This window comes from Sporosarcina sp. P13, from assembly GCF_002743055.1.
In the GTDB taxonomy this organism is placed as follows: Bacteria; Bacillota; Bacilli; order Bacillales_A; family Planococcaceae; genus Sporosarcina.
The window spans coordinates 18,858-42,039 of sequence record NZ_PDYM01000029.1 but is presented as its reverse complement, the minus strand read 5'-3'; the positions used below and the strand labels follow the sequence as shown (position 1 = coordinate 42,039).

Below are 23,182 nucleotides of genomic sequence, written 5' to 3'. Positions count from 1 at the left end.
CGCTGTGACTCGAAGCGTATGAAATACGTGAGACTCGCAAGCGGTGAAGCTGACGCGGCAATCCGTCGCTCATCGTTCTTCGTAGCCCGAACACGGAAGTTAAACTCGTGCGCCGATGGTAGTTGGGGGTTTCCCCCTGTGAGAGTAGGACGTTGCTAGGCACGCAAAGCCATTCCCCATGGGGAGTGGCTTTTTTGTGTTTATAGTTACAAAGAGTATAGATCGATATTTTATGTTTTGACCGATAAAGTTTAATGTTTCTCATCATTCTTCGTAGCCCGAACACGGAAGTGAAGCTCGTGCACCGATGGTAGTTGGGGGTTTCTCCTATGAAAGTAGAAGGTTGCTGGGCACGAAGAGGTTTTTTGGATTCATATTTATTAACGTATCTTTTTTAAGATACAGGAGCGCAGGGAAATGGACTATTTTCTAGTAATGTCACCGCCCCCTTTTTTTGTGTACTTAATTGTATAAAATATAAGTGAGAAGCTGAAGTTTTTGATCAAATGACTATGAAGCTTCAAAGTATGTGCTTTTCAACCGTGAGGGAAATTTATCTACTAGTGAAGTGTTAAAAATAACCTATAAACAAAAGACTTTCCTTGAGTTTTTATGTTGGGCGCGATACGATGAAATCTATTGTAGAAAGGAGCGGTTTTCATGGGAATGATATTACTTATATTCGTGATCAACATCGTCTATGTATCCTTTTCTACCGTACGTATGATATTAACGTTGAAGGGTTACAGATATATAGCGGCTGTAGTTAGTATGTTCGAAATAGTAATCTACGTTATTGGATTAGGTTTGGTATTGGATAACTTGGATCAAATTCAAAACTTGATAGCTTATGCATTAGGTTTTGGGTCAGGTGTAGTAGTTGGCTCGAAAATTGAAGAGAGACTAGCGTTAGGCTATATCACAGTGAATGTAATTACAGCGGATATTAATAAAGAAATGCCTGCTGAGCTACGACGTCTAGGTTATGGGGTAACGGACTGGTCTGCTAATGGTTTAAGTGGTAGCCGTTCTACTATGCAAATCCTGACACCACGTAAATATGAATTAATGCTGTATAAAACAATAACAGAACTTGACCCGAAAGCTTTTATTATTTCTTATGAGCCGAAATCAATACACGGCGGCTTCTGGGTGAAGAGCGTGAAAAGAGGGAAATTGTTCAAATGAGTAAAAATAAGATGTGGTTTGATCGTCAGGATGATGAAACGTTGGAACAATGCCTTGAGCGTATACAGAGCTTGGGGTATACGGTTGTTGGGAGAAGAGAAAAACCTTTATTTGAACAAGTAGACGGAAAATACATTCCGATCAAACAACAAACGCAGTTTCAAGGTATCAAAAATAGCTAATAGCTTTATTGTCAATAGTAATCTGACGTGTTTTCGATAATTTGACAACTTAAAGGCGAATGATTTGAAAAGAGTTATAAGTCAATGTTCGGTTTTTAGTTGACGAATGCTATATTAATTGATACTATAATAAAGGTAAATGAGTTCCCCGTATATGCTGTAGGATTGGCTGCAGCGTTTCTACCAAGACACCGTAAATGTCTACACTATGTGGGAAAGCAATTTTTCATGGATACTTACAATAAGTAGCTATTTACTTATTTGGTAAAGGGTCCTTGAAAGTTCTGCTTTTTGTGCATGTGAAAAGTGGAGTTTTCAAGGATCTTTTTAATTTTTTATACTATTAAAGGTTGGCATAAGGAGCGGATTTGATTTGGAACCGAAGATAGGTGTCATTATGGGCAGTAAGAGCGATTGGGAAACGATGAAGCATGCTTGTGACATATTGGATGAACTAGAAGTCCCTTATGAAAAGAAAGTAGTTTCAGCTCACCGTACACCTGATTTCATGTTTGAATATGCTGAACAGGCTGAGGCCAAAGGATTGCACGCGATTATTGCGGGAGCAGGCGGAGCTGCCCACCTCCCAGGAATGGTTGCAGCAAAAACTCTAGTTCCTGTTATTGGTGTTCCTGTACAATCTAAAGCATTGAATGGAATGGACTCTTTGTTGTCGATCGTTCAAATGCCAGGTGGAGTTCCTGTAGCGACTGTATCCATTGGTCAAGCGGGTGCTACAAATGCAGGTCTTTTAGCTGCACAAATGCTGAGCGTGCAAGATGAGGCATTGCGTAGAAGATTACAGCAAAGACGTGATGAGATGAAGCAAATCGCTTTAGAAAGCAGTGGTGAGCTAAATTGAAAACAATCCTACCCGGACAGACAATCGGTATTATCGGTGGTGGACAGTTAGGGCGAATGATGGGGCTTGCAGCGAAGGAAGCTGGATTCCGTATAGCCGTGTTAGACCCAACGACTGATTCGCCATGCGGACAAATAGCGGATATTGAAATTGTCGCTCCTTATAATGATGAACAAGCATTAACTGAATTAAGTGCAGTCAGTGACGTCATCACATTTGAATTTGAAAATATTGATTATGAAGGGTTAAAGCGATTGACAGAACAGGCATATGTTCCCCAAGGAGCAGAGCTAGTTCGCATTACGCAAAACCGTATCAATGAAAAAGCAGAAATTCAAAAGTCAGGCGCACCAGTTGCACCCTACATAGCAGCTGATACGTTCGAAGAGTTAGTACAGGCAATTGATCAAGTTGGTTTTCCATGTATTGTGAAGACGGCTTTTGGTGGCTACGATGGTAAAGGACAAGTCAAACTTGACTCAAAAGAACAGTTAGAAGATGCTAAAGCCCTGTTCGCACATTCTTCATGTATCGCTGAAGCATTTGTACCGTTCGAAAAAGAGATTTCAGTTATTATTCAACGCAATCTAGATGGACAATCATATTGTCTGCCGATTGCTGAAAATATACACAAGCATCATATATTGCACGAATCTATTGTACCGGCCCGTGTTGATCAAGGTGTATTAGACCAGGCAGAGAGTGCGGCGGAGAAAATTGCTAGTCACCTGAAGTTGGTAGGAACATTGGCAGTTGAAATGTTTGTTCTAGCGGATGGTGAAATTGTCATCAATGAGTTAGCACCGCGTCCCCATAACTCTGGACATTATTCAATTGAGGCATGTAATATTTCACAATTCCATCAGCATATCCGTGCAATTTGCGGATGGCCTTTGCGGCAGCCGAAGTTATGGGAACCTTCTATTATGGTGAACGTACTGGGTGAACATGTCGCGCCACTGACACAGCGGATCGCAGACTACCCAGAATGGTCCATACATCTATACGGTAAGGCAGAGGCTAAAGAAAAACGCAAAATGGGTCACGTCACAATTATGACGGAAAGCCTTGAAGACACATTGCAGGAGATTGAACAATCGGGTATTTGGGAAGACTAATATCATCTGTACATGACTTAAAAAACTATTATTTCCACTTTGGGAGGAACCGACAATGACGAAAGTAACTATTTATGTAACACTACGTGAAAGTGTTGTAGATCCACAAGGAATCGCAACAACAGAAGCACTTCAGAAAATGGGTTATGAGGAAGTAAAAAGTGTACGTGTTGGTAAATTGATTGAGCTAGAAATGGATGGTTCTGAACAAACAATCGAAACGCGTGTGAATGAAATGTGTAATGATTTATTAATCAACAAAGTAATTGAAGACTATCGATTTGAAGTTGGGGAGGTTGCGAGCAAATGAAGTTCGCTGTTCTAGTATTCCCAGGCCTTACTTGTGATCTTGATATGTACCATGCGATTGAGGATACAGTTAAACAAGAAGTTGAATACGTTTGGCATACAGAAGCGGATCAACTTGATCAATTCGATGCAGTATTATTACCTACTGGTACTTCATATGGTAACTACTTACGTCCGGGTGCATTAGCTAAAAGCTCGCCTGCATTCAAGGCACTTCAGAAGTTTGCTGACTCTGGTAAGTTAGTTCTTGGAGTAGGTAACGGGTTCCATATTTTGGTGGAAGCTGATATTCTTCCAGGTGCATTTTTACGCAATAATGGCTTGAAGTTCCGTTCGGCAGTAGAAACAGTAACAGTAGAAAATAATAACACGGCTTTTACAAACGGCTATGCACAAGGTCAGAATATTGCACTTCCAGTCGCTAGTGAATTCGGGAATTATTATGCGGATGAAAAGACAGCGCAAGAATTGAAAAATAACAATCAAATTATTTTCACATATACGAATGGAAATACAGATGGAAGCACGTTAGCTATTGCAGGGATTACGAACAAAAAAGGAAATGTGCTAGGTATGATGCCACTTCCAGAACGTGCAGTAGAAGAAGTAATCGGTGGTACAGATGGAACGCCTTTATTCCATTCAATTTTGAACAATTGGGGTGAACAGCATGTCAACTAATCACGAACCTACAGCGGAACAAATCAAAGAAAACAAATTGTATCTTCAAATGGGCATGACGGACTGGGAGTATGAGCGTGCAGTAGAAAAGTTGGGTCGTATTCCGAATTACACGGAAACAGGTCTATTCTCTGCTATGTGGTCAGAGCATTGTTCATATAAGAGCTCTAAATCTGTTTTGCGCAAGTTTCCGACTGAAGGAGCACGCGTATTGCAAGGACCAGGTGAAGGTGCTGGGATCGTAGATATCGGTGATAATCAGGCAGCTGTGTTCAAAATGGAATCTCATAACTCTCCATCTGCAATTGAACCATTCATTGGTGCGGCAACAGGTGCAGGCGGCATTATCCGTGATGTCTTTTCAATGGGTGCACGTCCAATTGCTTTAGTTAACTCTCTTCGTTTCGGTGATTTGACAGATCCACGCGATAAGTTTTTGTTTGAAGAAGCAGTTGCGGGGATTGCTAGTTATGGTAATGCGATGGGTGTTCCAACTGTAGCGGGTGAAGTTCAATTCGACCAGTGCTACTCTAAGCGTCCACTCGTTAATGCAATGGCGGTTGGTTTATTGAATCACGAAGATATTCAAAAAGGTTTGGCTGCAGGAGTAGGCAACACGATCATCTATGCGGGTGCTACAACTGGGCGGGACGGAATTCACGGGGCGACAATGTCTTCTTCTGAATTAGCTATTGACGAAGAAGCAGAACTACCTGTTATGCAAGCTGGTGATCCATTCATTGAAAAGTTATTGATGGAAGCATGCCTAGAATTAGTCAAATCAGATGCGTTAATTGGTATACAAGATATGGGTGCAGCGGGTCTAACGTCTTCATCAGCAGAGATGGCTTCAAAAGCTGGCTATGGTGTGGAGATAAATTTGGATCTAGTACCACAGCGTGAAGAGAATATGACAGCATATGAAATGATGTTGTCAGAGTCTCAAGAACGTATGCTAATCGTTGTTAAAAAAGGCCGCGAAGAAGAAGTCATTGCATTATTCACAAAATACGGTATTAATGCAGTGGCAATCGGTCATGTAACCGATGATAAAATGCTTCGTCTGATCTTTAAAGGAGAGGTAGCTGCAGAAGTGTCTGCTGATCTATTAGCTGAAGACGCTCCTAGCTATCAAAAAGAATCAAAAGAACCAGCATCGTTTGCGGAAAACCAAGCGATTGAAAATAAAGAACCACAAGTAACAGATTTAAAAGCTACATTGCTTGATTTGCTACAACGTCCAACAATCGCTTCTAAAGAATGGGTTTACAATCAATTTGATACAGGTGCTAGAACGAGTACAGTATTAGCTCCTGGTGCGTCAGCTGGTGTCGTTCGTGTTAGAGGAACAAACAAAGGAATTGCAATGACAGCGGATTGTAACTCACGTTTCATTTACTTGGATCCAGAAACAGGCGGTAAAATTGCGGTAGCAGAAGCTGCACGTAACCTCGTTTGTTCAGGAGCAGAACCGATTGCGCTAACGGATTGCTTGAACTTTGGTAGCCCGGATAAGCCAGAAGTGTTCTGGCAGCTTGAAAAGTCTGCAGACGGAATTTCAGAAGCTTGCCGTAAGCTCAATGCACCAGTCATTGGCGGTAACGTTTCACTTTCAAATGAAGTCAACGGGGTTTCAATCTATCCAACTCCAACAATTGGTCTTGTAGGACTAGTTCATGATTTGAAGCAAGTAACAACACCTGGTTTCAAACAAGCTGGAGATGCAATTTATCTAATTGGTCAAACAGCAACGGAATTTGGTGGTAGTGAACTGCAACAAATGACCGAAGGAAAGATTTTTGGTCAAGTTCCAGCAATTGATCTAGACGTGGAAGTGAAGCGACAAGAACAATTATTAGCTGCAATTCAGCAAGGAATACTGCAATCAGCTTCAGACTTATCAGAAGGCGGATTTGCTGTAGCACTATGTGAAAAAGCATTTGCTACAAACGGCTTAGGTGCAAATGTATCAGTTGAAGGTTCTGCAATTACGGCTTTATTCAGTGAAACGCAATCTCGTTTCCTAGTGACGGTCCAAGCAGATCAAGTAGCAGCGTTTGAGCAAAGTGTAGATGACGCAGTGAAAATCGGAACAGTGACAGATGACGGACAACTAGTCATTAAAAGTGCAGAAGGAACTGTCCTAATAGAAGGGACGGTAGAACAATTCCACGCTGCTTGGAAAGGAGCAATTCCATGCTTGCTGAACTCAGAGGACTAAACGAAGAGTGCGGCGTATTTGGTATTTGGGGGCATGAGGATGCGGCGCAAATTAGCTATTACGCATTGCATGCATTACAACATCGTGGGCAGGAAGGAGCCGGCATCGTCGTAAAAAGCGATGGCGGTCTCCATGCTGTTAAAGGTGAAGGGTTAGTCAATGAAGTGTTCTCAGGTGATAACTTGAGTACACTAAAAGGTAATGGCGCAATTGGACAAGTCCGCTATACAACTGAACAAGGACGCGGTATTGAAAACGTTCAACCGCTCGTCTTCCGTTCAACTACAGGTAGTCTTGCTATAGCCCATAACGGTAACTTAATTAATGCGACAGATCTAAAAGAACATTTGGAGCGCCAAGGAAGTATCTTCCAAACAACATCAGATACAGAAGTATTAGCCCATTTAATCAAGCGTAGTAGCGGTTCATTGAATCAACGTGACAAAGTGAAAAAAGCATTGAGCATTTTAAAAGGTGCGTTCGCATTTGTCTTAATGACTGATGAAGGATTAATGGTCGCGCAAGATCCGAACGGCATGCGTCCACTTGCTCTAGGGAAAATTGGGGATGCATGGGTTGTAGCTTCGGAGACATGTGCATTTGATATTATTGGAGCAGAACATATTCGTTCTGTAGAACCAGGTGAGCTATTAATCATCAATGATAAAGGATTAACTTCTGAACGATTTGCGCCAGCCGCAGATCCAGCGATGTGTTCAATGGAATATGTTTATTTCTCACGTCCGGATTCAGATATCGACGGGATTAATATTCATGCTGCTCGTAAGCGTTGTGGAAAACAGCTAGCTCGTGAAGTACAAATTAGCGCGGATGTCGTTACGGGTGTTCCAGACTCTAGTATTTCTGCGGCTATCGGTTTCTCCGAACAAAGCGGAATACCGTACGAACTTGGTTTGATCAAAAATCGATACGTAGGTAGAACATTTATTCAACCGTCTCAAGCATTGCGTGAAAAAGGTGTGAAGATGAAGCTTTCGCCTGTTCATCAAGTGGTTCATGGCAAGCGTGTCGTCATGGTTGATGATTCAATCGTCCGTGGTACTACGTCTAAACGTATTGTTGCGATGTTACGAGAAGCGGGTGCCAAAGAGATTCATGTGGTCATTGCATCACCACCGCTAATCGCTCCTTGCTATTACGGAGTTGATATTAGTTCTGATTCTGAATTAATTGCAACGGGCCGTACGTTAGATCAAATGTGTGAAGAAATCGGTGCGGATTCGCTTCACTTCCTATCAATAGAAGGAATGCTCGAATCGAATGGTAGATCGTCTGAAATGAAAAATTGTGGACAATGCTTAGCTTGTTTCACAGGTGAATATCCAACGGAGATTTATTCAGATACTGCAATGCCGCACGTAAAAGAAATCGTACGATAGGAGGCCTTTCCATGTCGAAGGCGTATGAAAAAGCAGGAGTCAATATTGAAGCGGGCTATGAATCAGTAGAACGCATGAAGTCCCACGTAGCAAGAACTACTCGTAAAGGAGTGGCAGGTGCGTTTGGTGGCTTTGGCGGAATGTTTGATCTTTCTGCTCTTGAATATAAAGAACCGGTTCTGATTTCAGGAACAGACGGTGTAGGTACGAAGTTGAAACTAGCTTTCATGGCAGATCGTCATGATACGATTGGTATCGACTGTGTTGCAATGTGTGTAAATGATATCGTGGCTCAAGGAGCAGAACCGCTATATTTCCTTGATTATGTAGCGCTTGGAAAAGCAGTTCCTGAAAAAGTTGAAGCAATCGTTAAAGGCGTAGCGGATGGCTGTGTGCAATCCGGAGCTGCATTGATCGGTGGCGAAACTGCAGAAATGCCAGGTCTATATGAAGAAGATGAATACGACTTAGCTGGTTTTGCGGTAGGTGCTTGTGAGAAGAGTAAGCTTGTTACGGGTGAGGACGTACAAGAAGGCGATGTACTTGTTGGAATCGCTTCTAGTGGTATTCATTCGAATGGTTATTCACTTGTACGTCATATCGTATTCGAACAGTTGGGTGCGGATATTAACGGTACAATTGAAGGTTATGAAGAACTAGGAACAGTAGCGGAAGCATTGCTAACACCTACGAAAATCTATGCGAAGCCTGTACTTGAAATGCATCAGCAATTAGATGTTCACTCCATGGGACATATTACAGGTGGCGGATTCTTTGAAAACCTACCACGAATGTTCTCTGAAGGATTTGGAGTAGAAGTAGATTTAGGCGCATGGCCGATTTTACCTGTCTTCCGTATGCTAAAGGAAAAAGGCGAGTTAACAGACCGCGATCTATATAGTGTCTTTAATATGGGTGTAGGTTTCGTTGTAGCACTACCAGAAGCGGAAGCTGCAAAAGCAATTGAAATTGCAAAAGCGCATGGTGAACAGGCGTATGTAATTGGTCGCGTTACGAAACAGGAAGGCGTCAAGTTCAACGGTGAACATGACGGTACTTTAGCGTAATGGAGAAGAATGTTAGAATTGCTGTTTTTGCTTCAGGAAGTGGTAGTAACTTCGCGGCGTTAGAAGCAGCATGTAAAGCAGGGGATCTACCTGCTGATATCGCATTACTTGTAACGGATAAACCCGATGCCTATGTCAACGAACGAGCAAAGCAAGCTGGAATTCCTGTAGCATCTTTCCGTCCGCGGGAATTTGCAACGAAGCAAGCGTATGAGCAAGCGGTTCTAGAAGCATTACAAGAAGCAAAAGTAGAGTGGTTAATACTAGCTGGTTATATGCGTTTAATTGGTCCGGATTTACTCAATGCTTACCCTGAACGAATCATTAATATTCACCCATCGCTCTTGCCTTCATTTCCAGGTAAAGATGCGATTGAGCAAGCAGTTACTGCCGGTGTCAAAGTGACAGGCGTTACGGTCCACCTTGTAGATGAAGGAATGGATACGGGCCCGATTTTGGCACAGCAAGCGGTCGATGTGATCAACAATGATGCAGAACAAACCGCTATTGCGATTCATGCAGTAGAGCATGAATTATATGTGAAGACGTTAAAAAACGTATTTAAAAATTGATTAGCCTGTTGTGAAAACGGGCTTTTTTTATAAACTGGAGGAATTTTCTTGAAAAAGCGTGCATTGCTAAGCGTATCAGATAAAAATGGCGTGTTGGAGTTTGCGAAAGAACTCGAACAACTTGGATATGAATTATTATCTACAGGCGGTACGATGAAGCATTTGAAAGACAATGGAGTAGCGGTTACAGCTGTCGATGAAATTACAGGCTTCCCTGAAATTATGGAAGGTCGCGTAAAAACATTGAACCCGATGATCCACGGTGGATTGCTAGCGAAGCAAGATGATCTAGGACATCAGGCGCAAATGAAAGAGCACGGCATTCAACCAATCGATGTCGTATGTGTAAACTTATATCCATTTAAAGAAACTATTTCAAAGCCAGACGTATCTACTGAAGATGCGATTGAAAATATCGATATCGGTGGTCCAGCGATGCTACGTGCTTCTGCAAAGAATCATGCATACGTTACTGTAATTGTTGACGCGTCAGACTATGAAGCAGTTTTGGATGAACTAAAAGCAGATGGTAAAACAACACTTGAAACACGCCGTCGTCTAGCAGCTAAAGTATTCCGTCATACAGCAGCTTATGATGCATTAATTTCTAGCTATTTAACAGATCTTGCGGGTGAACAATTCCCTGAACAAGTGACTTATACATACGAATTGAAACAACCTTTGCGTTACGGAGAGAATCCACACCAACAGGCAGCATTTTATAGCCGTCCAATGGGTTCTGATTTCTCAATTGCTTATGCAGAGCAACTTCATGGAAAAGAGCTTTCGTACAACAATATCCAAGATGCAAATGCGGCGATTCAAATTGTTAAAGAATTTACTCAGCCCGCTGCAGTTGCAGTGAAGCATATGAACCCTTGTGGTGTTGGTACAGGTAACACGATTGCAGAAGCATTCAAGAAAGCATATGAAGCTGATTCAACGTCTATCTTTGGCGGAATCATCGCGTTAAATAAAGAAGTAGATCAGGAAACTGCAGTACAGTTAGCAGATATTTTCCTTGAAATCGTAATCGCTCCTTCATTCACAGAAGAAGCAATTGAGACATTGACGAAGAAGAAAAATATCCGTCTATTAACAATTTCATTTGAACAGAAGAAAAAAGATCAGTGGAATACGGTATCTGTTGAAGGTGGATTGCTCATGCAACAGCCGGATGCATACGGGTTTGAAGAAGCGGATATTAAAGTAGCAACAGACCGCGAACCAACAGAAGCTGAATGGAATGCGATGAAACTTGGTTGGGCTGTTGTTAAGCATGTGAAGTCTAACGCAATCGTCGTAACAGATGAGCATATGACAATTGGTGTCGGTGCGGGTCAAATGAATCGTGTAGGTGCTGCCAATATTGCTTTAACACAAGCTGGCGAACGCGCTAAAGGAGCAGCTCTAGCATCGGATGCGTTCTTCCCTATGGATGATACAGTGGAAGCAGCAGCAAAAGCGGGTATTACAGCGATTATCCAACCAGGTGGTTCTTTGAAAGATGCAGACTCCATTAAAAAGGCAAATGACTATGGCATTACAATGGTATTCACGGGCGTACGTCATTTTAAACATTAAGAGGCAGGAGGAAAACGGACAATGAAAGTTCTTGTAATTGGAAGTGGCGGTCGTGAACATGCAATTGCTAAACAGTTCAACGAAGCGCCTTCTGTAACAGGTGTATATGTTGCACCAGGTAATGATGGAATGAAACAAGATGCTACATGTTTACCAATTGATGCAACGGATTTTGAAGCATTGGCGAAATTTGCGATAGACAATGAGATCTCGCTGACATTTGTGGGTCCTGAGCAACCCCTAGCAGAAGGAATTGCAGATTTCTTCTTGGATAAAGGTCTAACGGTATTCGGTCCAACGAAAGCAGCGGCTCGTATTGAAGGAAGTAAATCATTTGCCAAAGAAATTATGGATAAGTACGATATTCCGACAGCTTCTTATGGCACGTTTACTGATGCAGACGAAGCGAAGGCATTCATTCGCGAACAAGGTGCACCAATCGTTATCAAAGCAGACGGTTTAGCGGCTGGTAAAGGCGTAATCGTCGCGATGGAACTTCAGGAAGCGTTAGATGCAGTAGATGATATGATCGGCAATCAAAAGTTTGGCGAATCATCTTCACGCGTTGTAGTCGAAGAGTTCCTAGACGGCGAAGAATTTTCTTATATGTCATTTGTTCATGATGGACAAATTTATCCAATGGTTATTGCGCAAGACCATAAAAGAGCATATGACGGAGATCGCGGTCCAAATACGGGTGGTATGGGTGCTTATTCTCCTGTACCTCAAATTTCAGATGAAATCGTACAAGAGGCATATGACCGTGTCGTAGTTCCAACGGTCGAAGCAATGACGAAAGAAGGAATTCCTTTCACAGGTATTTTATATGCTGGCTTAATCTTGACGGAGCAAGGCCCGAAAGTCATTGAATTCAATGCGCGTTTCGGAGATCCAGAAACACAGGTCGTTTTACCACGCATGGCTTCCGATTTCGGTAAGTTCATGGAAGCGCTAATGGCTGGAGAAGCTTTTGACTTGCAGTGGCATGAAGAAGCGATGCTAGGTGTTGTAGTGGCATCAGAAGGATATCCAGGCGACATCGTCAATGGTAAAAAATTACCCAAATTAGACGGGCTGATAGCTAATGGGCTAGATGTTTTCCATGCGGGTACAAGAATGGAGAATGGCCACTTTGTTGGTAACGGCGGCCGCGTACTTCTCGTTGCAGCGAAAGCTGATAATCTAAAAGAAGCACAGCAAAAAGTGTACGAAGGACTAGCAACTGAAGAATGGAACGGTTTCTTCCACCGCAACGACATCGGCTGGAGAACATTCTCTTAAATAAATATACTTTACTACGAAATCCCTCTGTGTAAGATTAGCAGAGGGATTTATTATGGTTCAACAAATAAATGAATATTGTGGATAATTCATGTATAACGCTAGATATTCACAGCTAAAAGAGAAATATGTGAATGAGAAGTGGGAAAATTGTTAGTAAGTTGTTAGTAATGTGAATAGTTTGTTTATAAAGTAAAATCCTATTCACTTAGTTGTGGAGAATATTGATGTACCTTGTCTATTTAACATCAGATTGCTATCTTAATATAAAGCATAAGCATATGAAATAGTTGGTAAACGCAAAACTACTATCTAGGGATGAGATTGATATGTGGAATGAGCAAGAAATACAAACGTAGCTAGCGATTATTAACGGCAAAACCACCCGACATAGTAATTGAAAACGCTACTTACTTACTTACAATCAATATTCATATTGCACTCGATGCATATCAAATGGCTTCTTATAATATAGCACGGTACTATGATATCACTGACTTGCATAGTGTAATCGCGACTGGTCGTTTTGCGACATTGAACTTTTTGAAGATGAACGAAATCTAGTGCTGACTGATGTTTTGTCGAAAGGTCAGTGGATATTGCGAGGGGGGCAAGCGACAGAGTCATTTAACGGAGTAGATTGGGCGAAGTTACAGAAATTCAAGCCACAGTTTAAGCTGGATGATAGTGACTTTACATTCCTTTCGACTACAGGGATTCAAATGCTCAGTGATGTCATTACGAAAGTCTATGAAACGGAGTTAGATTTAAGCAAATCAATAATTAGATTTAGCTATGAGTGCTTCTTAGTATTGCTCGATCGACACGGTAAGTGGCGGGTCAATACAGTAATGAAGAGCTTTGCGGATAATTTAATAGGATTTGCATCTTCCTATTCCAACATGGGCGATGTATTATTAATTGAATGGGATTGGCAAGTGTTGAAGAGAGCTTTCGATGAAATGAAACGGTATCTTTAGTGACCGATGGCGGTTTGTCTGATCGGCCGATTGAAGTCATTATGGAACAAGAACTGGCGATGAAGGCAGCATTGAAGGAACGTGGTTATCATCACGGAGCCGCCGTGTTTACGCTACTGTTTTTACAATCCGTTCATCTGCCACATGTCCGCATTACGCTCATTGGTTTAGTGCAAGTCCTAAAAATGAACGATTACTTCCTAACATAGAAAGGTAGGAACTGTATTGAAATGGAATAAACGAAAGCTACTTTTAACCGCATGTATAGGACTCTTATGTTTAAGTGGCTGTTCACGTTCTAAAGAACAGTCGGAACAGCCGGAAAAGACAGAGACACCTTCACAAAATATTTCTGCACCATTTACGGGTGAGCAAGTAACGGAAGGTTTACAGAATCGCCCAATCGTCGCTACGATCAATAATCATCCGTTAGCACGGCCACAGTCTGGAATTGCTGAGGCTGATCTGGTCTATGAGTTTTTAGCAGAAGGTAATGTCACGCGCTTTGCAGCTATATTCCACAGTGAAATTCCGGATCAAATCGGCCCAATTCGTAGTGCCCGTGATTATTTTGTTAATTTCGCTGACGGAATGGATGCATTTTATATTGCGCATGGTTATAGCCCGGATGCTAAGAAATTATTAGATGATAGGGTTGTAGATCATGTCAATGGTATGCAGTACGATGGAAGTTTGTTTGAACGTTCATCTGATCGCAAAGCACCGCATAACTCGTATATTTCCAAGGAGCATATAGAAGAAGCGTTTGAAAAGACGAATGCTTCCGAAAAGATCTCGAAGACGCCGACCTTTTCTTTCCTAAATCCTGAAGAAAGTGATAAAATAGGGGATATAGCTTCATCGGTTACGGTATCGTACAGTTCGGACCCGAAGTTTATCAGTACGTATCGTTATGATGGGGAGAATAATCGATATTATCGTTCCGTCAATGGTATTGATACGGTTGATAAGTTGAATGAACGACGAGTGGAGTTATCGAATGTAATAGTGATGGAAATGAATCATCAAACAGTCGATCAACAGGGAAGGCTAGCAATCGATCTTCAGTCCGGCGGTAACGCTATGCTATTTCATGAAGGGATTACTAGAGAAATCGAATGGGAAAATAGGGATGGATTTTTAATTCCAGTAGATCAAGGACTGCCTGTAAAGTTAACAGTCGGGCAAACTTGGATTCATATTGTACCCTCCCTTTCAAGCCCGTCTGCTGCCGTCACTTATATTCCGTAAGATCGACAAAGAGAGGGCGAGAATATGCAAATAGATAAAATTCGCGGTGAGCAAATAGATCAGTTATTTAAAGCCATTCTAGAATTGAAAGATCTGGAAGAGTGCTATCAGTTCTTTGACGATGTATGCACAATGAGCGAAGTCCAATCACTAGCACAACGACTAGACGTCGCTCATAAACTACGCCTGAAAAAGACATATGACAGTATTCAACAAGAGACAGGCGCTAGCACAGCTACCATCTCCCGTATCCGTCGTTGTGTGGATTACGGCTCTGGCGGCTACAACTTAATGCTGAACCGACTCTATCCAGAACTTGAAAGCCAACAACCAAAGAAATAAATAACCCCAACCGGCCGGGTAACCATCCCAACCGGTTTTTATGTTGTTACACACTATTGTGATGATAAACTATAATAAAAGAAGGTGCACATACTAATGGACTATAAAACATGGCGACATGCTTTTAAAATCGATCCTGCCAAAGAATTATCCGATGATCATCTTGAACGCATCGCGGAATCAGGAACAGACGGTGTGATTATCGGTGGATCTGATGGAGTGACGATAGAAAATGTGCTTGATTTACTTGCACGTTTTCGCAGATATTCCGTTCCGCTTGCATTAGAAGTATCTACAGTAGACTCTGTCACACCTGGTTTTGACTATTACTTCATTCCAACAGTGTTAAATACGTCAAATTCAAAATGGTTAAATGGACTTCATCATGAAGCACTCCGTGAATATGGTCATATGATGAACTTCGATGAAATTATTACTGAAGGATACTGCATACTGAACCCCGACTGTAAAGCGGCTAAACTGACAGGTGTAGATCAAGTTCCTGATGAAGACGATGTACAAGCGTATGCACGTATGGCAGAACATCTATTTTCACTACCTATTTTTTATATGGAATACAGCGGAAAATATGGCGATCCCAAAATCGTTCAGGCAGCTAAAGAATTATTACAAAAGACACGTCTGTTTTATGGCGGTGGAATCCGTACAAAAGAGCAGGCAATAGAAATGGCTGCGATTGCAGATACTGTTGTAGTTGGAAATATCGTATATGAAGACTTGAAAGCTGCACTTGCCACGGTAGATGCTGTGAAATCAGTTCCTTTATCTGTGTAATTAGTATATAGTTAGAACAAATGTTCTTAAAAGGCGGTACGGATATGAATAAACTATCAGAGGATTTATTGAAAGGTATGAACCCAGAACAAGCGCGAGCGGTTAAGACTACAGAAGGGCCTCTTCTAATCATGGCTGGAGCAGGATCCGGTAAGACGCGAGTATTGACTCATCGAATCGCATATTTAGTTGTGGAGAAACAAGTATATCCTTCAAATATTTTAGCAATTACTTTTACTAATAAAGCCGCGCGTGAGATGCGTGATCGAATTGATGGTCTACTCGGTGCGGGGTCTGGAGAAAGAATGTGGGTGTCTACATTCCACTCGATGTGTGTTCGCATATTGCGTAGAGATGTAGATCGTATCGGCTTAGCTAAAAACTTCACTATTTTGGATAGTGCGGATCAGTTAACCGCCGTCAAACGCGTCTTGAAAGAATTGAATTTGGATCCAAAACAATATGACCCGCGCGCTATGCTGGGTGCAATCAGCAATGCGAAAAACGAATGTATCGATGCAAGTGAGTTCCGTAAAAATTGTAATCCGCAAAACCCGTATGAGCGAACAGTGGCGGATATTTACGAACGCTATACGAAAAAACTACGTCAAAATCAATCAATGGATTTCGACGATTTAATCATGATGACACTTGTCTTATTTGAAAGGGTGCCGGATGTATTAGAGTACTACCAAAATAAATTTCAGTATATCCATGTAGATGAATACCAAGATACGAACAACGCGCAGTATCGTTTGGTCAAGATGCTGGCGTCGAAATTCCGTAATCTTTGTGTAGTAGGGGACTCTGATCAGTCGATTTACAGATGGCGTGGAGCTGATATCGGCAATATATTGTCTTTTGAAAAAGACTATAAAGAAGCTAATGTTATTTTATTGGAGCAAAACTACCGTTCGACTAAGCGTATTTTACAAGCAGCGAATGAAGTAATCGACAATAATAAAAGTAGATATGATAAAAAGTTACGCACAGACAATCCAGAAGGCGAATTGATCTCCATCTATAAAGCAAAAGATGAAAAAGATGAATCGCAATTTGTTGTGCAGCAAATTATTGAATTAAAACTATCGCAAGGTTTAACGCTAGATCAATTCGCAATACTTTATCGTACGAATGCGCAGTCCCGTTTGATCGAGGAATACTTATTGAAATCCAATCTTGATTATACGATTGTTGGCGGTACAAAGTTCTATGATCGAAAAGAAATTAAAGACTTGCTCGCCTACTTGCGTCTAATTGCAAATAACGATGATGATTTGGCGTTTGCGAGGGTGATTAACGAACCAAAACGAAGCATTGGTGCGACTTCATTCGAGCGTATGGCAGCATTTTCATTGGAAAATGATCGTTCGATTTTCGACTCATTGCAAGAAGTGGACTTCATGGGCTTACCTGCAAGAGCGGCAAATGAAGCGTTCAAATTCCGCGAGATGATTGACGGATTCACGAAGATGCAGGAATTTTTGACTGTCACGGAACTTGTAAAAGAAGTCATTGAGAAGACTGGATACCGCAGTATGCTTGAAAAAGAGAAGTCTATTGAAGCGGAGAGTCGTCTGGAAAATATCGAAGAGTTTCTATCCGTTACGGAGGCTTTTGAAAAACGTGCAAAAGAAGAAGAAAGTGAAAATTCACTAGTTGCGTTTCTTACCGATCTTGCATTAGTTGCTGATATTGATACATTGGATAAAGAAGAGAACTCTTCCACCGAAAAAATCGTCCTAATGACGATGCATGCTGCGAAAGGATTGGAGTTCCCAGTCGTCTTCGTTATCGGTATGGAAGAAAATATCTTCCCGCATATTCGTGCGCTTGCTGATCCTGAAGAAATGGAAGAGGAGCGAAGACTTGCATACGTGGCGATTACACGTGCAGAACAGCGACTCTACTTGACGTGTGCAGGGTATCGGATGTTATTTGGTAAGTCGAATTTTAATCAACCTTCCCGTTTTCTTAATGAAATATCAGAGGAATTAACGGATAAGCTAGCAAAAGACAATGCAATGAGTGTGCCATTTGATCGTGCACCTGTCAAACCGAGAGTACGCCCAGCAGTGAAACGTCCTGCTTATAATGAGAGTGGCGGAGAGAAATTACAATGGAGTCCCGGAGATAAAGCAGCCCATAAAAAATGGGGTGTCGGTACAGTAGTCAGTGTCAAAGGCTCTTCAGATGACTTAGAGCTGGATATCGCATTCCCCAATCCAGTGGGAATCAAGCGTCTACTAGCTAAATTTGCGCCAATAGAAAAACAATAAAGCATTTCCCTAAGGAGTGTGGAAAACGGATGGATGACGTCCTAGAACTAGAAAAACGAGTGGCAGAGTTGAATAAAATCCTACATCAATACGGACATGCCTATTACGATCTGGATGCACCGATTGTTCCGGATTCGGAATATGATGAAAAAATGCAGGAGTTGCTCGCGATTGAAGCGGAGCATCCGGATTTAATTGTCCCCGATTCACCGACACAGCGAGTGGGTGGCAAAGCGCTCGAAGTATTTAGCAAAGTCGTTCATCGGCATCCGATGCTCAGCTTAGCGAATGCATTCAATGAAGAAGACCTAAGAGATTTTGATCGACGTGTGAAAGATGTAGCAAATGACACAGTGTATGTCTGTGAATTGAAAATCGATGGTCTTGCGGTTTCATTGCAATATGAAGAAGGGCGTCTAGTGCAAGGGGCCACTCGTGGAGATGGTGCCGTAGGTGAAGATATTACTGCGAATTTAAAAACCATTCGTTCGATACCTTTGAAATTAAAAGAGCCATTGACGATTGAAGTGCGTGGCGAAGCCTATATGCCGAAGCAATCATTCGCTAAGCTGAATGCGGCTCGAGATGAAGCGGGAGAAGTACCATTCGCTAATCCAAGAAATGCCGCAGCAGGTTCGCTACGTCAGCTAGATTCACAAATTGCTGCTAGTCGTAACTTAGCGACATTCATTTACGCAGTAGGTGGCGATGCGGAAGAGTATGATTTGGATAGTCACTCCGAAGCACTCGACAAGATGGCTGACATAGGATTGACGACAAATAAAGAACGCAAACGTTGCACAACGATTGAAGAAGTATTGAAATACGTAGCATATTGGACAGAAAATCGCCAATCACTCGATTATGAAATCGATGGTATCGTCATCAAAGTGGATAATTTTGAAGCACAAGAACAGCTAGGCTATACGGCAAAAAGTCCTCGTTGGGCGATTGCTTATAAGTTTCCTGCAGAAGAAGTGCGGACAAAATTACTTGATATTGAATTAAGCGTAGGACGTACAGGCGTCGTTACTCCAACGGCAATTCTTGAGCCGGTGCTTGTTGCAGGCACAACGGTTGGACGCGCATCGTTGCATAATGAAGATTTGATCAAAGAGAAGGATGTCCGGATAGGCGACACAGTCGTGTTGCGAAAAGCGGGTGATATCATTCCGGAAATCGTCATGGCAATTACAGATGAGCGGACAGGCGATGAACAACCGTTCCATATGCCGTCTACTTGTCCAGTGTGTAGTTCAGAGTTGTTACGAATTGAAGGAGAAGTAGCACTGCGCTGCGTGAATCCGAAATGTCCAGCGCAAATGAAGGAAGCACTTATTCATTTCGTCTCAAGAAAAGCGATGAATATTGAAGGTGTTGGCGAAAAGCTAGTGGAACAATTATATACAGCCAATCTTGTACAAGATGTTTCGGATCTTTATACGCTAACGATAGAATCACTATGTAGTCTTGAGCGGATCGGGGAAAAGTCTGCGACAAATATTTTGACAGCCATTGAACAATCTAAAGAAAATTCATTGGAGAAATTATTATTTGGTTTAGGAATCCGTCATGTTGGAGAAAGAGTAGCTAGCATTTTGGCTGAAGAATTCCGTACGCTTGATGCACTAGAGGTAGCGACGAAAGAACAGTTAGTCACCATCTTTGAAATTGGAGACATTGTGGCGGATGCCGTTACAATATACTTCAGCACCGAGGAAGTACAAGACGTGATGAATAAGTTGCGTTCGTATGGTGTAAATACGGTGTACAAAGGCTTCACACGAGAAGAGTTACCGACAACGGGACCATTTGCAGGTAAAACGGTTGTACTAACCGGTAAACTTACTGGATTGACGCGTGGCGATGCGAAGGAACAAATCGAGGCGCGTGGCGGAACAGTTAGCGGTAGCGTCAGCAAGAAAACAGACCTAGTCATTGCAGGTGAAGATGCAGGTTCCAAACTGACGAAGGCTCAGGAATTAGAGATTGAAATTTGGGATGAACAAGCGATGCTTGATGCCCTTGGAGTGGATGCAAGTGAGAAAAATGAATAAATGGCTTGGTTTCAGCATCTTATTAGCTTTGTTGTTGACAGGATGTGTACCTTCACCTACCGATGATCAGGAAAAAGCGCTACAAGAAACAGAAGAAAGCGAACAAGAGATGGTTATCATTCCGAATGAACAAATCAAAAAAGAATACTATCGGACACCTGTGCCTTTCAAAAAGAGTGCAAGTAGAGGGCTTGTCGTAAGTAATTTGAATACGAAGTACGATATGCAAGAAACAGAAGAAGGTTTGCTACGCATTTCATCGCTATATTTTGATACTCAAAATTACTTTTTCCAAGAAGGTCAGTATATCGATCGCGATACAGCGAAACAATGGATTTCTAGAAAGTCGAATTACGAGGCTGGGCTCAACCCTTCGATTACAGATGATATGACACCTGCACAGATAGCAGAGCAAGCACCGATTTACTTAGCACATATTGTTGAGCAAAATTACTTGCAGATGACGGATGATAAAAAAGTAAAATTAGCGGGTATGACGATCGGACTCGCTATGAACTCAATTTATTATCCACGTGAAGGCAATGAGCGTTCTATTGATGATAAGACGATCGAGGAAAAAGGTAAGCAGATGGCGGATATTATTTTGACACGCCTACGTAGTAAACCGGAGCTTGCAGATATTCCGATTGCTGTCGGTCTGTTTAAGCAAAATAGTCGAAATGATATCGTCCCTGGAACGTACTTTGCTACTGCTTTTGCAGCGAAAGGAAAAAGTGAGTTCATTGGTTGGAAAGAGGTAGATGAGACTTATGTCTTGCTTCCAGCAGCGTCTTCTACGGGAAACTACCGTGATCTAAATACAACATTCAAAAACTTTAAACAAGATATTGATGACTACTTCCCGAGTTTTGTAAACGTAGTTGGCACTGCATTTTATAAGGACCAGAAACTAAATTCACTGAGAATTGAAATACCAATCCAATTCTTTGGTAAAAGTGAATTGATTAGCTTCTCACAGTATTTAACTTCGCTAGTAAAAACGCATTTTAAAGACATCCCAATAGAAGTAAGTGTCACATCTGTTAACGGACCAGAAGTGCTGATAGTCGATGATGGAGATAGGAAAGAGCCGTTTGTTCACGTCTATGGCTATTAACATGACAGTTCTTGACATTACGAACTTTCCAACAATCTAATTAGGTGGTATGATTAATTGTACGATTGCAAAATGAGGAGGAACGATGTATGACAACATTTTCAAAAGATGACGTCAAATATTTTGCGGATTTCGTCCGTATTGGTGTTTCCGAAGAAGACAAAGAAATTTTCTCTGCAAAAATTGCAGATTTGATTGAAAGTGTCAGTAATTTAAAAGAAGTCGATGTAACGAATGTAGAACCTATGACGCATCCTATTGCTATGATTAACGTATTGCGTGAAGATCAGCCAAAAGATATCTTGGATCGTGAAATCATGCTAGCTAGTGCAGAAGACCAAGAAGATGGCTCGATTAAAGTACCGGATATTTTATAAGATTCCGTTGCCCTAAAAAACATTCATAGCACAATGATAGTAGGAGGAAAAGTGATGACGTTAACTAGTAAAACAGCCGCAGAACTTCAAGCCCTTTTACAAAAAGGTGAAGTAACGGTAAAGGAAGTAATGGAAGAAACGTTACAAACAATTGAACAAACAGACAAGAAAATCCATGCATTCATTCATGTGGCAACAGATGAAGCGAAAGCACGTGCAGAACAGCTAGATCAAACGACAGCTGATACGCGCGGTCGTCTATTCGGTGTGCCAATCGGTATTAAAGATAATATCGTAACGCTAGATATGACAACGACATGTGCTAGTAAAATGCTAGAGGATTTTGTGCCAGTATATAATGCGACAGTTATGAATAAATTAGAAGCTGCCGGCGCAGTAAATGTAGGTAAATTGAATATGGACGAGTTTGCGATGGGGTCTACTACGGAAACTTCGTATTTCGGCAACACATTGAATCCATGGAATACAGACTATGTACCTGGTGGCTCTTCAGGCGGTTCTGCAGCAGCAGTCGCAGCAGGAGAAGTACCACTTTCACTTGGTTCGGATACGGGTGGATCAGTTCGTCAACCAGCTGCTTTTTGTGGAATCGTTGGCATGAAGCCTACATACGGTCGTGTATCACGCTTTGGTCTGACAGCATTCGCTTCGTCGCTAGACCAAATCGGTACATTTTCACGTACAGTGGAAGATAATGCACTATTATTGAGTGTAATTGCTGGAGAAGATGACAATGATAGTTCGTCATCTGCAAAGCAAGTACCTGATTATACACAAGCATTAACGGGTGATGTTAAAGGTCTTAAAGTGGCTGTACCAACATCTTATTTAGGTGAAGGTGTGGACGAGGAAGTAGCGGCAGCAGTAAAAGAAGCGCTAGGCGTCCTTGAGTCACTTGGAGCAGTATGTGAAGAGGTGGAATTACCACATATTCAATACGCACCTACCACATATTACGTAATTTCTTCATCAGAAGCACAATCCAATCTTTCCCGCTTTGACGGTTTGCGTTATGGTTTCCATACGGAGAACGCGGAAAACTTGGAGCAAGCGTATTTCCGCACGCGTCAAGAAGGTTTTGGAGAAGAAGTGAAGAAGCGTATTCTCTTTGGTACGTACGCAATGAGTGCAGATCATCACGAAGATCTATATGTACGCGCACAAAAAGTACGTACATTGATCGCTCAGGATTTCAACGAAGTCTTTGAAAAATATGATGTAGTCATCGGACCAACTACCGCGACGACTGCGTTCAAACTAGGTGAAACAGGTGGCGACCAACTTGTTCATTATGCAAATGATGTACTAGCTGTACCAGCGAACTTAACAGGACGTCCAGCACTTTCTGTACCGTGTGGTTTCGTCAATGAACTACCAGTCGGGCTACAAATCATGGGTAAGCACTTTGATGAGGAAACATTATATAAAGTAGCACACGCTTATGAGCAAGCAACTGATTTCCACAAACGCACTCCATCGATTCAGGGAGGGAACTAAT

Annotated in this window: 22 protein-coding genes and 1 riboswitch; all 22 genes read left to right on the top strand. The window is 41.9% G+C overall.

Going from position 1 to position 23,182, the window contains the following annotated elements:
• Positions 1-660: 660 nt before the first annotated feature.
• The 22 genes from CSV79_RS12395 (at position 661) to gatA (ending at position 23,181) form a co-directional block, all read left to right on the top strand.
• Positions 661-1,188: a DUF2179 domain-containing protein gene (locus CSV79_RS12395; RefSeq protein ID WP_099689375.1), complete on the top strand. Its 528-nt coding sequence runs from the start codon at positions 661-663 to the stop codon at positions 1,186-1,188.
• The gene (locus CSV79_RS12390) at positions 1,185-1,370 is read left to right on the top strand and encodes an NETI motif-containing protein (RefSeq protein WP_099689374.1); all 186 of its coding nucleotides are present in this window, start codon (positions 1,185-1,187) and stop codon (positions 1,368-1,370) included. The genes CSV79_RS12395 and CSV79_RS12390 overlap by 4 nt, the downstream gene beginning before the upstream one ends.
• Before the next feature lie 128 nt (positions 1,371-1,498).
• Positions 1,499-1,599, top strand: a riboswitch (purine riboswitch).
• Between the two features lie 144 nt (positions 1,600-1,743).
• Positions 1,744-2,232: a 5-(carboxyamino)imidazole ribonucleotide mutase gene (gene purE / locus CSV79_RS12385; RefSeq protein WP_099689373.1), complete on the top strand. Its 489-nt coding sequence runs from the start codon at positions 1,744-1,746 to the stop codon at positions 2,230-2,232.
• Complete coding sequence (purK, locus tag CSV79_RS12380; RefSeq protein WP_099689372.1) at positions 2,229-3,350, top strand: 5-(carboxyamino)imidazole ribonucleotide synthase; 1,122 nt, start codon at positions 2,229-2,231, stop codon at positions 3,348-3,350. The genes purE and purK overlap by 4 nt, the downstream gene beginning before the upstream one ends.
• 55 nt (positions 3,351-3,405) lie before the next feature.
• A complete protein-coding gene (gene purS / locus CSV79_RS12375; protein WP_099689371.1) occupies positions 3,406-3,660 on the top strand; it encodes a phosphoribosylformylglycinamidine synthase subunit PurS in 255 nt (84 codons plus the stop codon).
• A complete protein-coding gene (gene purQ / locus CSV79_RS12370; protein WP_099689370.1) occupies positions 3,657-4,340 on the top strand; it encodes a phosphoribosylformylglycinamidine synthase subunit PurQ in 684 nt (227 codons plus the stop codon). Before purS ends, purQ begins: the two co-directional genes overlap by 4 nt.
• Positions 4,330-6,561 (top strand): phosphoribosylformylglycinamidine synthase subunit PurL, encoded by a 2,232-nt coding sequence (gene purL, locus CSV79_RS12365; protein WP_099689369.1) that lies wholly within the window; start codon positions 4,330-4,332, stop codon positions 6,559-6,561. Before purQ ends, purL begins: the two co-directional genes overlap by 11 nt.
• A complete protein-coding gene (purF, locus tag CSV79_RS12360) occupies positions 6,537-7,961 on the top strand; it encodes an amidophosphoribosyltransferase (RefSeq protein WP_099689368.1) in 1,425 nt (474 codons plus the stop codon). Before purL ends, purF begins: the two co-directional genes overlap by 25 nt.
• A gap of 11 nt (positions 7,962-7,972) precedes the next feature.
• Positions 7,973-9,028: a phosphoribosylformylglycinamidine cyclo-ligase gene (purM, locus tag CSV79_RS12355; protein ID WP_099689367.1), complete on the top strand. Its 1,056-nt coding sequence runs from the start codon at positions 7,973-7,975 to the stop codon at positions 9,026-9,028.
• Entirely contained in the window at positions 9,028-9,600 is a 573-nt protein-coding gene (gene purN / locus CSV79_RS12350) for a phosphoribosylglycinamide formyltransferase (RefSeq protein WP_099689366.1), read from the top strand. The genes purM and purN overlap by 1 nt, the downstream gene beginning before the upstream one ends.
• 48 nt (positions 9,601-9,648) lie before the next feature.
• Entirely contained in the window at positions 9,649-11,184 is a 1,536-nt protein-coding gene (purH, locus tag CSV79_RS12345; RefSeq protein WP_099689365.1) for a bifunctional phosphoribosylaminoimidazolecarboxamide formyltransferase/IMP cyclohydrolase, read from the top strand.
• A gap of 21 nt (positions 11,185-11,205) precedes the next feature.
• Positions 11,206-12,465 (top strand): phosphoribosylamine--glycine ligase, encoded by a 1,260-nt coding sequence (purD, locus tag CSV79_RS12340; protein WP_099689364.1) that lies wholly within the window; start codon positions 11,206-11,208, stop codon positions 12,463-12,465.
• Positions 12,466-13,028: 563 nt separating this feature from the next.
• A complete protein-coding gene (locus CSV79_RS12335; protein ID WP_099689363.1) occupies positions 13,029-13,445 on the top strand; it encodes a hypothetical protein in 417 nt (138 codons plus the stop codon).
• Complete coding sequence (locus tag CSV79_RS12330) at positions 13,445-13,654, top strand: adenine deaminase C-terminal domain-containing protein (RefSeq protein ID WP_099689362.1); 210 nt, start codon at positions 13,445-13,447, stop codon at positions 13,652-13,654. The genes CSV79_RS12335 and CSV79_RS12330 overlap by 1 nt, the downstream gene beginning before the upstream one ends.
• Positions 13,655-13,670: 16 nt before the next feature.
• A complete protein-coding gene (locus tag CSV79_RS12325) occupies positions 13,671-14,696 on the top strand; it encodes a DUF3048 domain-containing protein (protein WP_099689361.1) in 1,026 nt (341 codons plus the stop codon).
• Between the two features lie 24 nt (positions 14,697-14,720).
• On the top strand, positions 14,721-15,038 hold the full coding sequence (locus CSV79_RS12320) for a YerC/YecD family TrpR-related protein (RefSeq protein ID WP_099689360.1): 318 nt from the start codon (positions 14,721-14,723) through the stop codon (positions 15,036-15,038).
• Between the two features lie 96 nt (positions 15,039-15,134).
• Positions 15,135-15,833, top strand: a complete 699-nt coding sequence (gene pcrB / locus CSV79_RS12315; RefSeq protein WP_099689359.1) for a heptaprenylglyceryl phosphate synthase — start codon at positions 15,135-15,137, stop codon at positions 15,831-15,833.
• A 44-nt stretch (positions 15,834-15,877) separates the two neighbouring features.
• Positions 15,878-18,112: a DNA helicase PcrA gene (gene pcrA, locus CSV79_RS12310; protein WP_099689358.1), complete on the top strand. Its 2,235-nt coding sequence runs from the start codon at positions 15,878-15,880 to the stop codon at positions 18,110-18,112.
• Between the two features lie 29 nt (positions 18,113-18,141).
• Positions 18,142-20,169, top strand: coding sequence for an NAD-dependent DNA ligase LigA (gene ligA, locus CSV79_RS12305; RefSeq protein ID WP_099689357.1), 2,028 nt, complete (start codon positions 18,142-18,144; stop codon positions 20,167-20,169).
• On the top strand, positions 20,162-21,286 hold the full coding sequence (locus CSV79_RS12300) for a CamS family sex pheromone protein (RefSeq protein WP_099689377.1): 1,125 nt from the start codon (positions 20,162-20,164) through the stop codon (positions 21,284-21,286). The genes ligA and CSV79_RS12300 overlap by 8 nt, the downstream gene beginning before the upstream one ends.
• 89 nt (positions 21,287-21,375) lie before the next feature.
• Positions 21,376-21,663: an Asp-tRNA(Asn)/Glu-tRNA(Gln) amidotransferase subunit GatC gene (gene gatC, locus CSV79_RS12295; RefSeq protein ID WP_099689356.1), complete on the top strand. Its 288-nt coding sequence runs from the start codon at positions 21,376-21,378 to the stop codon at positions 21,661-21,663.
• Positions 21,664-21,717: 54 nt separating this feature from the next.
• Complete coding sequence (gatA, locus tag CSV79_RS12290; RefSeq protein WP_099689355.1) at positions 21,718-23,181, top strand: Asp-tRNA(Asn)/Glu-tRNA(Gln) amidotransferase subunit GatA; 1,464 nt, start codon at positions 21,718-21,720, stop codon at positions 23,179-23,181.
• Position 23,182 lies beyond the last annotated feature (1 nt).